Here is a 14,920-nt window from a genome sequence, read left to right as displayed (position 1 = left end):
TTTTTTTGTCGTACGTGTTCCGTCCGTTGTGTTGCTCACCGTTTGATTTGTTGAGCATTCTGCTGTAACCCCTGATGTAGTGGACGGGACAGTATTTTCTCTCGATACAAGCTAGGCGCTTCACCGTGAAATCGTTTGAACTGTTTGGAGAAATATAGTGCGTCTGGCAGTCCAACCGATGCAGATACCTGTTCGATGGACAGATCCGGGCGTTCTCTCAGGAGTTGGCGCGACTTGTCGATCCGTAGTTTTAGCAGATAGGTGACTGGGGAAAGTCCAGTTTCCTGTTTGAAAATACGGGATAAATACGCGCGGTTGTATCCAAGACTCGCAGACATTTGTTCAATGGAGACAGGGTAGGCATATTGGGTAGACATATATTGAATCATCTGTTTCACCGTACGTCGGATGGAGGATTCACCGGGAATTAAGGTTTGACCCTGCGAAAGGTGATTCTGTGCTTCAGCTAGAATCATATATAACGTACCCAGTGATGTGAAATGGGAGCTTTCTTTGCGCTCGGCAAAAGCATCCTGCATCACGGATAGCCAATCGGATATTCCACAGGATGGTCCAGCATGAAAAACGGACTTCTCCGGGCGGAACCCGGCTTCCTCGGTATGTTGGGCAGCCTGGCTGCCTGTGAAGGCAATCCAGCGATATTGCCATGGGTTGCGGGCGTGAGACTGGTAACTTACCAGTTGCCCGGGATGAATGAGGAAACAATCACCTGCGGATAACTCGTAGGTGTGCAGTTCGGTACGGAACGTACCCGCCCCTTTTTCTACATAATGCAGCAGATAATAATCAAACAATTTAGGCCCGAGGGCGTGACCCGGAAGGGTCTGGCTTGCTCCGGCAAACAGGACATGCAGTGCGCCTTGTTCATAATAGACCGGATTGGAGGCAACCGAATAACTGAGTGCTCCGCTTTTACCGGAAGGTGATTCCTGTATTTTTTCGTTAGAAGATGCAAGGGATTCTTTCTTGGGGTTGGATTGATCTGACATGGTCGTTTCCTTCTTTCCGGGATGCTCCGATCATTATACGCCTTAAGGTCACATTTATCCATATGAAACACACATGGTTGCATTACAAGAGGCACCGCTTTCTTATATAATAACATTAAGAAAACCACAACAACGAGGCGAGGTGCACCAGCAGTGAACGTAACTGAATTGAAACAAAAGTTTATTGAGAAGTACGGAGAGAGTGGAGCGGACATCCGTGTATTTCATGCCCCTGGGCGTGTGAATCTGATCGGTGAGCACATTGATTATAACGGTGGATACGTGCTTCCGGCAGCACTTGAATTCGGAACAACATTGATCATTCGTGAGCGTGAGGACAACAAGTTGCAATTGGCTTCCACGAACATGTCTTATGAAGGGGGACTAGACACTTCCTCCATAGGTAAGGAAAAAACCGGAGAATGGACCGACTATCCTGTTGGTGTCATGGTTGAATTGCAGGGCAAAGGCGTGAATGTAACAAAAGGGTATGACTTCCTGTATCACGGGGAGATTCCGAATGGGGCAGGACTTTCATCGTCTGCATCACTGGAGGTGCTCACCGGATTTGCGATTCAGTCTCTGGAGGGCGTAGCGGATATTGATACGGTTCAACTGGCGCTTTTGTCCCAGAAAGCGGAAAATGAGTTCGTAGGTGTCAACTGTGGAATCATGGATCAGTTCGCTGTCGCAAACGGTGCACAAGATCACGCGATCCTGCTGATGTGTGACACACTGGAATACGAAAAGGTTCCTTTCCGTACAGGTGCCTACAAACTGGTCATCGGTAACACAAACAAACGCCGCGGGCTGGTGGATTCGGCTTACAATGAACGTCGCTCCCAATGCGAGCAGGCACTTGCCATCTTGAAGGAACAGCTGCCTGCACTGAATTATCTGGCTCAATTGACGCCAGAGCAGTTCGTAACACTACAGGATCAGATCAAGGATGAGAAAGTAAGGCAGCGTGCGCAGCATGTCGTGGAAGAGAACGCACGTGTTCTCGCATCAGTCGAAGCATTGCAGGGTAACGATCTGGAAACCTTCGGCAAGCTGATGAACGCTTCTCATGAATCACTTCGTGACTTGTACGAAGTAAGCTGTGATGAGCTGGATGTTATGGTTGAAGAAGCTCAGCGGATTCCAGGCACGCTTGGTGCCCGGATGACTGGCGCAGGATTTGGCGGTTGTACCGTATCACTTGTGCATGAAGATGATGTCGAGCGTTTTGTAAGTGAAGTGGGCGCTGCATATGAAGCGCGTACCCGTCTCAAAGGTGATTTCTATGTATGCGGTGTAGGTGACGGTGTTAAAGAATTGAAGGAGGCGAAGTAAAATGGCAATTTTGGTGACAGGTGGAGCAGGGTATATTGGTTCTCATACGGTAGCAGCATTGTTGGAACGTGGAGAAGAGGTTGTTGTACTGGATAACTTGCAGACAGGGCATCGTGAAGCGTTGCTCGGCGGTAAGTTGTATGAAGGGGATCTGCGTGACAAAGAAATTCTGGCGAAGCTGTTCGCTGAGAATTCAATCGATGCAGTCATTCACTTTGCAGCCAACTCACTCGTAGGCGAGAGTATGAAAGACCCGGTTAAATATTATGACAACAACGTGTTTGGTACACTCTGTCTGTTGGAAGCGATGAATGCAGCGAACGTACGCCGCATCGTCTTCTCCTCTACAGCAGCTACCTACGGTGAGCCTGAGAAAGTGCCAATCGAAGAGAGCGATCGTACAGAACCAACCAACGTATACGGTGAAACAAAGCTGATGATGGAACGCATGATGTCATGGTTCGATAAAGTTCAGGATATCAAATACGTTTCCCTGCGTTACTTCAATGCAGCTGGTGCACATGACAGCGGTAAAATTGGTGAAGATCACCAACCAGAGAGTCACTTGATTCCACTTGTACTGCAAACAGCATTGAAACAACGCCCGCACATCGCCGTGTTTGGTGACGACTATGCAACAGAAGATGGCACATGTATCCGTGACTATATCCACGTGAGCGACTTGGCTGATGCACATCTGCGTGCAGTAGATTATCTTCGTAAAGGTGAGAACAGTAATGTGTTCAATCTTGGTAACGGTACAGGATTCTCAGTGAAACAAGTGATCGAAACAGCCAAAAAAGTGACTGGCCTGGATATCCCGGTTGTACAGGAGCCACGTCGTGCAGGTGATCCGGCTGTGCTGGTAGCTTCATCTGCAAAAGCAAGATCTGTCCTGGGTTGGAATCCAAAATGGACCAATCTGGAAGATGTCATTCAAAGCGCTTGGAGCTGGCACCAATCACGTCCTGACGGCTACGGAAAAAACTAGGAGGCGAACACCTTATGTCACAGACTCATATTGCAGCAGGTGCCACAGAGCGGACACCGGAGCAGCAGGAAGCACTGCATGCCATTGAACGTCTGGTTGCATTTGCCTTGCAGAAACAATTAATCGAGGAAGCGGATTGGGATTACAGCCGCAACCTCTTGCTGGAACAATTCGGATTCTCAGAGCCTTATGCCGGAGCGTTGGACACGACAGTGCCCGATGGCCCACAGGCGATGCTGGATACGTTGATCGATTATGGATTCACTATTGGACTCATTCCTGAAAATAGCGATACATTCCGTGATTTGCTGGATGCCAAAATCATGGGCCATTTGATGGCACGCCCATCTGAAGTGGTACGCACATTCCGCCACACGGAGCAGACGGAAGGCATTGAGGCGGCCACATCTCAATTCTATGACTTGTCGATTAACTCCAACTACATTCGGATGGATCGGATCTCGAAGAACGTCTACTGGACACAGGACACGGCCTATGGAGACATGGAGATTACTATCAACCTGTCAAAACCGGAGAAAAGTCCAAAGGAAATTGCCATGGCGAAATTGCTTCCGCCTCCGGTATATCCAAAATGCCAACTGTGTCGTGAAAATGTAGGTTACGCTGGTCGGGTGAATCACCCGGCCCGCCAGAATCTGAGAGTTATTCCGTTGGAGCTTAACAACGAGCCTTGGTTGTTCCAATACTCGCCGTATGTGTACTATAACGAGCACTGCATCATTTTCCATCATGATCATGTGCCGATGAAATTAACCAAAGATACACTGCGCAGACTGCTTGCCTTTGTCGGGGAGTACCCACACTACTTTATCGGATCTAACGCGGATCTGCCGATTGTAGGTGGGTCGATTCTGACACATGACCATTTCCAGGGTGGACGTCATACATTCGCTATTCAAAATGCACAGCCAGAGGCGGTCTTCCGCCATGCGGATGCACCTGGACTTACATTGAGTCTTGTGAAATGGCCAATGTCTGTGATGCGTCTGGCTTCACACGATCCTGCAGAGTTGCTAGAAGCGGGTAACGCCGTATATGAAGCGTGGAAGGTCTACAGTGATTCTGCTGTGGATATCGAAGCATTCAGTGAAGTAGACGGGGAACAAGTACCACACAATACGGTAACACCAATCGTTCGTCGTAGTGCAGACGGTGGGTATGAGATGGATCTCGTCTTGCGTAACAACCGCACAAATGATGTGCATCCAGAAGGCATTTTCCATCCGCACCGTGAAATGCACCATCTGAAGAAAGAAAACATTGGTCTGATCGAAGTGATGGGGCTTGCCATCCTGCCAGGTCGTTTGAAAGAAGAACTGGACAGTATCGCGGATATCCTCGCTGGAGATGCCAAACTCGCTGAATCCGCCAAAGCTTCTGATCATGTGTTGAACAAACACCTGGGCTGGGCGGAAGAATTGATTGAACGGTTTGGTCCTAACCTGGACAAAGAACAAGCCGTTGCCATTGTACAACAGGAAGTTGGCTTGAAATTCGCCGAGATTCTGGAACATGCAGGGGTCTACAAATATGATGAAGCAGGACGTCAAGCTTTCCGTCGTTTTGTAAGCAGCATGGGATACACTGAATAGACATGTATAACGATGAACACCAGCCCATAATACAAGGGCTGGTGTTTTTTTGAATATGATTTTTAACGGAGTTGTGAGCCAGTCGTTTGTTCTGTTGGAATTGAACGATAGATCAGGGCAGCTAACTCTGCTCGGGTTAGGGAGTCATCCGGCCTGAACTGTCCGTGATATCCAACAACCATTCGAGTCTGGGCCAGTGTGGCTATGTAGTCGTGAGCCCAGTGGGAGGAGGGGACATCCTCAAAATAACTCGTTTGGATCAGCGGCAGGTCCAGCGCGAGCACCAGAATTTTTGCTGCCTCGGCCCGTGTAAGTACCGCATCCGGATGGAAGAAATCATTTAAGCCGTTTGAAATATGGAATCCATCAATAAGGCCGACCTCCTGTAGTCGAGATATAGCATCAAAGTAGGGATGTGTGGGCTCTACATCTTCAAAGGGAGCAGCCTTTCGGATTATGGGTAGCTCAAACGCTCCGTTGATTATACCAGCCATGTGTTTACGCAAGATTGGCTGATTAGGCCTGAATGTGGCATCGGGATATCCCGTTATCAGACCACGTGCAGCGATACTTTCAATCATCAAGCGTGCCCAATGGGTTGAAATATCACTGAATACAACTGGGGTCAATGATGTTATTGGCACTTTAGGTTCAGGTTCAACTTTAAGTTTAGGTTCGGTTTTAAATTCCGTTTCTGTATCAGGTTCCTGGGGAGATGTGGAAGTAGGAGAACTGCTGGTCCAGAAAGAAGAAAAACTGCCACCATGGTTTTTAGAGCTAGCAGTCTTTACCCATTTGGCATATAGCGTTATGTCCCGACTTACGGTATCTCGGTCAAAATTCCAGGGAAGAGATAATGCCGAATCTATGTACCATCCATCAAATGAAAACCCGCTTTTGCTGGGCTGAGTGGGAGGTGCTATTGCTTGATTATTCCTAGTAATAGTAGAGGAAACGGGGCTTCCGCCTTGAGAATCAAAAGAGACGGTCAAAGCGGAAATGGGATCTTCCTTATTCGTATATTTGGACGCAGTTGTCACTGAACTCGTCCACTTGGCGTACAGTGTGATGTCCCCAGTCACGGTATCTCTGGCAAAATCCCAGGGAAGGGAGTATACCGAATCTATGTACCAGCCTTCAAACAAAAACTCGTCCTTGGTAGGCTGAGTGGGAGTAACAATGGTTTGCCCATAAGTGGCTTGAGTGACTGCAACCGGGCTCCCTCCAATGGAGTCAAAGGAGACGACCACATTCAGTTTTTGAAAGGGAATGTTATCCCAGTAAGCGAAATCTTGAGCCTCTGAAGGATCAAAACCCGTAATAATAAGGGATGAGTTACCATCAAACGCTAAGAAACCAATTGACAAGACACTAGCTGGAATGAAGACAGTCGCCAACCGATTGTCCGCAAATGCCATCGCCCCGATAGAGGAGACACTATCCGGAATGACAACAGAAGTCAGTTGATTGTCCATAAATGTAGCATGTCCAATGGAAGAGACACGATTTGGAATAACAATGGAAGTCAGCTGGTTAGATGCAAAAGCCCAGTTCCCAATAGTTGAGACATTCTCTGGGATAACGACAGTAGTCAGTTTATTGTTTGTAAATGCACTATTTCCGATCGACATAACAGTCTCGGGAATAACGACAGAGGCCAGTTGGTTGTTAGTGAATGTGGAGTTCCCAATCGTGGATACACTGTCCGGAATGACGACAGAGGTCAGCCGGTTGTATGCAAATGCCAAGTCTCCAATAGTCGTGACAGTCTCTGGAATGACGATAGAAGTCAGTTGATTTATTTCAAATGCCCTTTCTCCAATAGTGGAGACGGTATGCGGAATAACTACAGAAGTCAAATGATCGCTGTAAAATGCTTTTTCACCAATAGAAGTAACTGGTTGACCGCCAATGGTTTCGGGAATAATGACATCTTTCGAAGTGCCCACATAGTCGTTTATTGTGATTCCATGAGCATTAGCGCTCGTTATGAAGTCTTTTTCTTTATTCGGCTCAGCATACATAACCATCTGTCCCCAGGGTGCGAGGAACATTAGCAGAGCAAAGACGAAGATGCTTGCTTTTTTCAATCCAATAACCTCCTTATATTTATATTAAGAATTTTGAAGTTCTTTTGGTTACAGTACAACTGTTAGATGAGATTAACAATACTGAATCTCCAATAGGTGACCCGAGGGGACATGGGGGCCCGGTATTTGAATGACGGCACTCATACTCGTTCTCAGAAATGGAAGATGTCAGTTCCCGCATGTATAATGGTGGAAAGCCATTGAAAACATAACTCAATGAAGAAACGGGGACGAATAATTGGAAAAGAAGGCATTGAATATTCCGTTGATTACAGATGCTGAGGAACTGCAAGGCATGGTGGGTGAACCGCATGAACATGTGCGTAACAAGGCAATTTCATTTGTGGATTCACATGTTCAGAACTTTATATCCATGTCACCATTATTTTTCCTCTCCACCTCCGATCGTGATGGAAAAAGTGATGTGTCACCTCGGGGTGATGGAGCAGGATTTGTGAAAGTCTATGATACATATCGGCTCGTTTATCCCGAACGCCCAGGCAATCGGCGGATAGACTCGTTGTTGAACATGTTGTCGAACCCTGGTATTGGTATGCTCTTTTTGATTCCGGGTATGAATGAAGTGCTGCGTATTAATGGCACAGCATCCATTACTAAGGATGAGGAATTCATCGCCAGTATGGGCTGGAGTGGTAAAACCATAGGTGCGGCTGTTATTGTAGATGTGGAAGAGTGTTTTATCCATTGTCCGCGGGCATTCAAACAGGCTGGATTATGGGACACAGAAACATGGGTGGATGCTGAGAATTTGCCTTCATCAAGCGAGATGTTTCGAGCTCATTTGGAGATTAACGGGTTGTTATAAAGTGAGTGACTATCGATTTGTTTTTCTATAAACAGGGTACTATAATTGGAGTTGCACAAAAATACTAAACTCCATTGGAGGCGACAATAGATATGAGATCTTTCCAATTCTATAATCCAACCCGGCTGATTTTCGGCAAAGGACAACTGGAAGCATTAAAGACAGAAGTGCCGAAATACGGTAAACGGGTTCTGCTTGTATATGGTGGCGGCAGTATCAAACGCAGTGGTCTGTACGATCAAGTGATCGGTTTGCTTAAGGAAGCTGGAGCAGAAGTGACTGAACTGGCAGGTGTGGAACCTAACCCACGTCTTTCTACGGTGCATAAAGGGGTAGACCTCTGTAAAACAAATAACATCGACCTGATCCTCGCTGTAGGTGGCGGCAGTGTACTGGACTGCTCCAAAGCTATCGCTGTAGGTGCCAAATATGATGGCGATATGTGGGATTTTGCTCAGCGCAAAGCCGTGGCACAGGACGCTCTTCCACTCGGTACCGTATTGACCATGGCGGCAACTGGTTCGGAAATGAACTCCGGTTCGGTTATTACGAATCAGGATACACAAGAAAAATTGGGCTGGGGTAGCGCATACTCATTCCCTGCATTCTCTATCCTGGATCCAGTGAATACATACACTGTTCCACTGGACCAAACGGTATACGGCATGGTGGATATGATGTCCCACGTATTGGAGCATTACTTCCATCTGGATGCCAATACACCGGTTCAACTCGGTTTCTGTGAGACGATTCTGCGTACTGTCATGGAAGCAGCGCCTCGTCTGGTTGAAGACCTGGAGAACTATGAACTGCGCGAAACGGTTTTGTATTGCGGAACAATGGCACTGAATGGCGTGCTGAATATGGGTCTCGCAGGAGATTGGGCAACACATAATATTGAACATGCGGTATCCGCAGTGTATGATATCCCACACGGCGGTGGACTTGCAATCTTGTTCCCACACTGGATGAAACATAACCTGGATGTCAATGTGGACCGTTTCAAACGCCTGGCGATCAATGTATTTGAAGTGAATCCAGAAGGCAAGTCTGACAGACAGATTGCCGAAGAAGGTATCGATGCGCTCAGCAAATTCTGGACATCCATTGGTGCCCCTAACCGTTTGGCTGATTACGATATCGATGATAGCCAGATCGACGTAATGGCAGACAAAGCGATGCTGTTTGGACCATTCGGTAATTTCAAGAAACTGCAACGGGAAGATGTTGTATCCATCTACAAGGCTTCTCTGTAATTCTATAATCACTGCAAAGTGAAAGGACACATCAAGTTGTCCAATAACCGCAAGTCTCCTTCATGGGGGCTTGCGGTTTTTTCATGTATTCGGGCTGTACACGTGAATGATGGAGGAACATGAAGCAAGGAGAACAGAATGTCGTGATAATACCCATTATCGGGTTCAGAATACATTTGAGGAAAGATTTTGAAACATTTTGAAGTTAGTTACGTATTTATTTACATGTGGAATGCCCAGTTAGGATGAATTTGCGGCAGAGAGAGGAGGAACAGGGGATGGAGACAATTTATTGGGGGTGTCTGATCGGAGGAGCAATATTTGCGGTTGTCAGCCTTGTGCTGGGTGACTTGATTGACGGCTTGCTGGACGGAGCCTTCGAAATGCCAGGTCTTGATTTTTTCAAACCCGTTGTGTTAGCTGGTTCCATTACAACCTTCGGTGGGGCAGGCATTATGCTGACACGTTATAGTTCATTAAGTGCGATGTCGGGTCTAATATTATCCCTGCTTATAGGTATTGCTGCAGCCATGCTGGTATTCTTCGCATATATCAAACCGATGCGTAACAGCGATGTCTCGATTGCATTTTCAATGAAAGAGTTATCTGGGAAAATTGGGGAAATTACCATTCCGGTGCCGGAAAAAGGTTTTGGCGAAGTGATGATTCGTTTTGCTTCCGGCAGTACGATTCAAACGGCATCCAGCTTTGAACACCTCCCCATTGCGGCGGGAGCACGTGTAGTTGTGGTGGATGTTGTAGATGGTGTACTGCGTGTGTCGGAATGGGATGAAAATGTACTTAAAGATTTATAAAGTATTCTTATCACCTAAGTAGTTTAAGCACTCATCATGAATGAATAAGGGGAGAGATGTGGAATGGATAATTTGAATTTGAATTGGGATGTATTGCTGATTCCTATAGTTGTAGTCGGTGTCATTCTAATTTTAGGTTTGGCTTTCTGGGCGAGATACAAAACGGTTGGACCGGATGAGGCGATGATCGTTACGGGATCATTCTTGGGTAGCAAAAATATCTCCGATGATGATTCTGGCCGAAAAATTAAGATTGTTCGTGGTGGCGGTGCATTTATCCTGCCGATATTCCAGCAATCCGAGTTTATCTCCTTATTATCCCACAAGCTGGATGTCTCCACACCTGAAGTGTACACGGAGCAAGGGGTTCCGGTTATTGCTGACGGTGTAGCTATTATCAAGGTTGGAGGCGCTGTAGAAGACGTTGCTACGGCAGCTGAGCAATTCATTGGTAAACCTGTAGAAGCGCTGAGAAGCGAAGCACAGGAGGTACTGGAGGGGCATTTGCGGGCCATCCTCGGTACAATGACGGTGGAAGAAGTATATCGGAACCGGGATCGGTTTGCGCAAGAGGTTCAAGGCGTAGCAGCTAGAGATCTGAAGAAAATGGGCCTTCAAATTGTTTCATTTACCATCAAGGATGTGCGTGACAAACAGGGTTACCTGGATGCTCTCGGTAAACCGAGAATTGCGGCAGTGAAGCGGGATGCAGAGATAGCTGAAGCGGAAGCGATGCGTGATGCACGTATTCAGAAGGCCAATGCGGAAGAGCAGGGTCAAAAAGCAGAGTTGCTGCGTGATACCAATATCGCTGAGGCAGCCAAAGAGAAAGAACTGAAAGTAGCCACGTTTAAGCGGGATCAGGATACAGCCAAAGCGGAAGCCGACCAGGCGTACCATATCCATGAAGCTCGTGCGAGACAGACCGTGGTGGAAGAAGAAATGAAGGTTGAACTCGTTCGTAAAGAACGTGAGATTGACCTCCAGGAAAAAGAAATCGTCGTACGTGAGAAGCAATACGATGCCGAAGTGAAGAAAAAGGCAGAAGCGGATCGTTATGCGGTAGAGCAGGCTGCCGAAGCGGATAAAGCCAAAAGAATGCGTGAAGCCGATGCAGTACAGTATTCCATCGAAACACATGCCAAAGCAACAGCTGAGCAGAAGCGACTTGAAGGTCAGGCCATGGCGGATGCGGAACTTGCCAAAGGTACAGCAGATGCAGAAGTTATTCGTTTGCGTGGTCTTGCAGAAGCAGAAGCAAAAGAAAAACTGGCCGAAGCGTTCCAGAAGTTTGGCGAAGCAGCTGTACTCGATATCATTGTCAAAATGCTGCCTGAACTGGCTGGCAAAATTGCAGAGCCAATTGCATCCATTGATAAACTGACGGTGGTAGATACAGGTAAAGGTGAAGGTGCAGCACGAGTGAGTAACTATGTTACTGAACTTATGGCGACCGCTCCAGAGATGCTCAAAAGTGTATCCGGCATCGATGTAGAGCAGCTGATTAAAGGCCTTACGAAGTCTAAAACACCTGCGCCAGTTAACATTCAACAGAGCGAGGCTGTTACAACTCCTTCTATAATCGACAAGATTGTGGAAAGAGCTGGAGTTGACGAGTAAGAAGCACTTCCAATCTTGCATGGTTGCTCTATTGACCTTAAGGCGAATTTTTGTTACTTTTTAAGCGAGACGTCCGGCGCGGTTTGCCCGCTCCGGGTGTCTTTTCGTTCGTAACAGGGTGTGACTTAATCACACCTAAGATGGTGTGAAAAAGAGGTGCAAACAATGAGCAGCTTGCATGTAGATAAAGCGCTAAATAATAATGTAATCATTGCACAGCATCCAGAACACGGGGAAGTCGTTGTTATTGGTAAAGGCATTGGCTTTAACCGAAAACCGAGTGATCACATTCCATTGATGGCTGTGGAGAAAATGTTCATTTTGAAAAACCAGCAGGAGCAAGAGCAGTACAAACAGCTTCTTCCACAGGTGGATGAAGCACTGATCGAGATTATTAACGAAGTTATTACGTATATTGCAGAGCGTACGGACGTTCCTCTGAATGAACATATCCATATTGCATTAACCGATCACATTTCTTTCGCGTTAAAACGCAAGGAGCAGGGCATTATCATACAAAATCCATTTTTATATGAAACCCGCGAGATTTACCCTGAAGAATATCGAATGGGAGAATACGCTGTTCGTCTGATCAAAGAGAAAATGGGTGTAGATCTGGGGATGGACGAGATTGGTTTTGTTGCCCTCCATATCTATAGCGCAATGACCAATCAAAATATATCCCAGGTACGTGAGCATTCACAATTGATCACTGATTTGGTGAACCTGGTGTCTGATCAACTCGATTATTCGTTTGAAACGGAATCGCTGGATTACTCTCGTTTGCTGACTCATCTTCGGTTCGCCCTTGAGCGTGTTCGGCGTGGAGACAAAGTGGAGGAGCTTCATAAGTTGGATTCCCTGCTTAAGTTGGAGTATCCCGAAATGTACTCGCTTGCATGGAAACTGACCAAAGTGATGGAGAAAAGACTGAAACTGCCGGTTTATCCTGCGGAGGTAGGTTATCTGACCATTCATCTGCAAAGACTGAATCAGCGGAAGGAAGAAGAGAATAAGTGAGGTCATTCCAGTGATGGAATGTGGAATTTATTTTTTTGGTGTAAAGGCTTGCAATAGATTAGAACTGGTGCTACAATGGTTTCCGTAATCAAGCAACTGAATAAACATAAGCGACGTGTTACTGACTCGATCAGGCATGAGTTAATTAAAGTGTGATTGTTCTTTCCTTGTACAGGGTATGCTATACCCCAAGGTTGGCACAGTTTACTTTGTTAATTCATGCCTTTTTTGTGTTCCCTTGCTTGCATCACAACATATAAATTAGACGAAAGGGAGAAACGACGCGATGTTCAAAAAGCTTTTTGGTGTATTGCAAAGAGTAGGTAAAGCTCTCATGCTGCCTGTAGCCATTCTACCTGCGGCAGGTTTGCTGCTCGGAATTGGTAACATGCTGGTTAATCCAGATTTCTTGCAATATGTAACGGCGCTCGACACCCCTTGGGTGAACTCGATCGCAACAATTATGATGAACGCAGGTCAGATCGTATTTGATAATCTGGCATTGCTGTTCGCCGTCGGCGTAGCTGTCGGATTGGCTGGTGGCGAAGGCGTTGCAGGTCTTGCAGCGATCATCGGTTACCTGGTCATGAATGTTACATTAGGATCTGCAGTAGGTGTTACTCCGGCAATGATCGGTGAAGTACCGGGTTATGCCAGCATCTTGGGTATCCCAACATTAAGTACAGGCGTGTTCGGAGGTATTATCATAGGTATTGCCGCCGCGCTGTGTTACAATCGATTTTTCAAAATCGAACTGCCGTCTTACCTCGGTTTCTTTGCAGGTAAACGATTTGTACCGATTATCACATCGGTAGTATCCCTTGTAATCGGGTTGCTTCTTGTGATTATCTGGCCTCCGATTCAAAATGGACTGAATGCTGTATCTCACTTCATGGTAGATACAAGTCCGACCTTGTCGGCATTCATCTTCGGAGTTGTGGAACGGTCATTGATTCCGTTCGGTTTGCATCACATTTTCTACTCCCCATTCTGGTTTGAGTTTGGTGAGTATGTGAATAAAGCCGGAGATGTTATTCGTGGGGATCAGAAGATTTTCTTCAGCCAGTTACGTGATGGCGTTGCTCTCACAGCAGGAACATTCCAAGTTGGTAAATTCCCGTTCATGATGTTCGGTTTGCCAGCAGCGGCACTTGCGATGTACCATGAAGCAAGACCGGAGCACAAAAAATATGTTGCAGGGATCATGGGTTCAGCTGCGCTAACCTCGTTCCTGACAGGGATTACAGAGCCACTTGAGTTCTCGTTCCTGTTTGTGGCACCAATCCTGTTTGCAGTACACTGTATCTTTGCAGGTTTGTCTTTCATGACCATGCAAATTCTGGGTGTAAAGATCGGTATGACCTTCTCCGGTGGGTTCATTGACTTCCTGATCTTCGGGATTATTCCGAACCGTACACCTTGGTGGGACGTTATTATTGTCGGATTGGTTCTTGCGGTGATCTATTACTTCGGTTTCCGGTTTATCATTCGCAAATTCAATCTCAAAACACCAGGACGAGAGGATGCAACGCCTGAAACCGAATCTGGCGGAGGCTCTGGTTCAACGGATGACCTGCCACATAACATTCTCGAAGCTTTCGGTGGCAAGGAAAATATCAAACATCTGGACGCTTGTATTACTCGTTTGCGGATTGAAGTTAATGAGAAATCCAATGTGAAAAAAGATCGTTTGAAACAATTGGGTGCATCTGGTGTACTTGAAGTGGGTAATAATGTTCAAGCCATCTTCGGAACACGTTCCGACACGATCAAATCTCAGATGCAGGATATTATTGCAGGACGAACTCCAGCACCAACGCCAGCAGCTGCCAAACCAACTCCTGAAGAGGAGAAGGCACAAGGTGAGCAGGGAGAGCGCATCGTTGCTGAGGATATCGTCATGCCAGTCAATGGTGAATTGCTGGACATTACAAACGTACCTGATCCGGTCTTTGCTGAGAAAATGACAGGTGATGGATTCGCAATTTTGCCACATGATGGTACGATAACTTCTCCTGTCTATGGTAAAGTGTTTAATGTATTTCCAAGCAAACATGCCGTGGGCATCATGTCCGATGGTGGCAAGGAAGTGCTTGTTCATATAGGTGTTAATACGGTGAAGCTGAAAGGTCAAGGCTTTAACGTACTGGTACAGGAAGGTGATCTGGTATCGGCAGGTCAGCCGATTATGGAAGTGGATCTGGAGTATGTCAAAGCAAACGCTCCTTCGATCATTTCACCAGTTATTTTCACTAACCTGCCAGAGGGCTCCACAGTAACTCTGAAGAAGAGTGGAGTGCTGAAAGTTGGCGAACAGCCAATCATTGAGATAAAATAAGAAGTG

General features: G+C 46.6%; 11 protein-coding genes. 9 read left to right on the top strand and 2 right to left on the bottom strand.

Annotated features, from left to right (window positions below):
- Positions 1 to 35: 35 nt before the first annotated feature.
- Positions 36 to 1,010, bottom strand: coding sequence for an AraC family transcriptional regulator (locus tag CXK86_RS21625; protein WP_257468013.1), 975 nt, complete (start codon positions 1,008 to 1,010; stop codon positions 36 to 38).
- Between the two features lie 153 nt (positions 1,011 to 1,163).
- On the opposite strand from CXK86_RS21625, the gene CXK86_RS21620 reads away from it, so the two are divergent.
- From CXK86_RS21620 to CXK86_RS21610, 3 genes are read left to right on the top strand one after another with little or no spacing between them, the layout of a single operon-like run.
- On the top strand, positions 1,164 to 2,345 hold the full coding sequence (locus CXK86_RS21620) for a galactokinase (RefSeq protein WP_101314545.1): 1,182 nt from the start codon (positions 1,164 to 1,166) through the stop codon (positions 2,343 to 2,345).
- A 1-nt stretch (position 2,346) separates the two neighbouring features.
- The gene (gene galE / locus CXK86_RS21615) at positions 2,347 to 3,336 is read left to right on the top strand and encodes a UDP-glucose 4-epimerase GalE (RefSeq protein ID WP_017686840.1); all 990 of its coding nucleotides are present in this window, start codon (positions 2,347 to 2,349) and stop codon (positions 3,334 to 3,336) included.
- Positions 3,337 to 3,350: 14 nt separating this feature from the next.
- Positions 3,351 to 4,949, top strand: a complete 1,599-nt coding sequence (locus CXK86_RS21610) for a UDP-glucose--hexose-1-phosphate uridylyltransferase (protein WP_076252931.1) — start codon at positions 3,351 to 3,353, stop codon at positions 4,947 to 4,949.
- Positions 4,950 to 5,011: 62 nt separating this feature from the next.
- Here CXK86_RS21610 and CXK86_RS21605 read toward each other — a convergent pair whose 3' ends face one another.
- Positions 5,012 to 6,973 (bottom strand): leucine-rich repeat protein, encoded by a 1,962-nt coding sequence (locus CXK86_RS21605; RefSeq protein WP_180361846.1) that lies wholly within the window; start codon positions 6,971 to 6,973, stop codon positions 5,012 to 5,014.
- A 304-nt stretch (positions 6,974 to 7,277) separates the two neighbouring features.
- On the opposite strand from CXK86_RS21605, the gene CXK86_RS21600 reads away from it, so the two are divergent.
- The 6 genes from CXK86_RS21600 to ptsG all read left to right on the top strand — a co-directional run bounded on the left by CXK86_RS21600 (position 7,278) and on the right by ptsG (position 14,914).
- The gene (locus CXK86_RS21600) at positions 7,278 to 7,865 is read left to right on the top strand and encodes an MSMEG_1061 family FMN-dependent PPOX-type flavoprotein (protein ID WP_256720106.1); all 588 of its coding nucleotides are present in this window, start codon (positions 7,278 to 7,280) and stop codon (positions 7,863 to 7,865) included.
- Positions 7,866 to 7,957: 92 nt separating this feature from the next.
- Complete coding sequence (locus CXK86_RS21595) at positions 7,958 to 9,121, top strand: iron-containing alcohol dehydrogenase (RefSeq protein WP_076252929.1); 1,164 nt, start codon at positions 7,958 to 7,960, stop codon at positions 9,119 to 9,121.
- A gap of 278 nt (positions 9,122 to 9,399) precedes the next feature.
- Positions 9,400 to 9,936, top strand: coding sequence for an NfeD family membrane protein (locus CXK86_RS21590; protein WP_017686844.1), 537 nt, complete (start codon positions 9,400 to 9,402; stop codon positions 9,934 to 9,936).
- Between the two features lie 63 nt (positions 9,937 to 9,999).
- On the top strand, positions 10,000 to 11,556 hold the full coding sequence (locus CXK86_RS21585) for a flotillin lipid rafts scaffold protein FloT (RefSeq protein ID WP_076252928.1): 1,557 nt from the start codon (positions 10,000 to 10,002) through the stop codon (positions 11,554 to 11,556).
- A 165-nt stretch (positions 11,557 to 11,721) separates the two neighbouring features.
- Positions 11,722 to 12,576, top strand: a complete 855-nt coding sequence (gene glcT / locus CXK86_RS21580; protein ID WP_047844046.1) for a glucose PTS transporter transcription antiterminator GlcT — start codon at positions 11,722 to 11,724, stop codon at positions 12,574 to 12,576.
- 286 nt (positions 12,577 to 12,862) lie between these two features.
- A complete protein-coding gene (gene ptsG, locus CXK86_RS21575; RefSeq protein WP_036617007.1) occupies positions 12,863 to 14,914 on the top strand; it encodes a glucose-specific PTS transporter subunit IIBC in 2,052 nt (683 codons plus the stop codon).
- Positions 14,915 to 14,920: the final 6 nt, after the last annotated feature.

The organism is Paenibacillus sp. BGI2013, from assembly GCF_002843485.1.
Classification (GTDB): domain Bacteria; phylum Bacillota; class Bacilli; order Paenibacillales; family Paenibacillaceae; genus Paenibacillus; species Paenibacillus amylolyticus.
The sequence above is the reverse complement of the archived record's forward strand: the minus strand, read 5'-3'. Positions and strand labels throughout refer to the sequence as shown.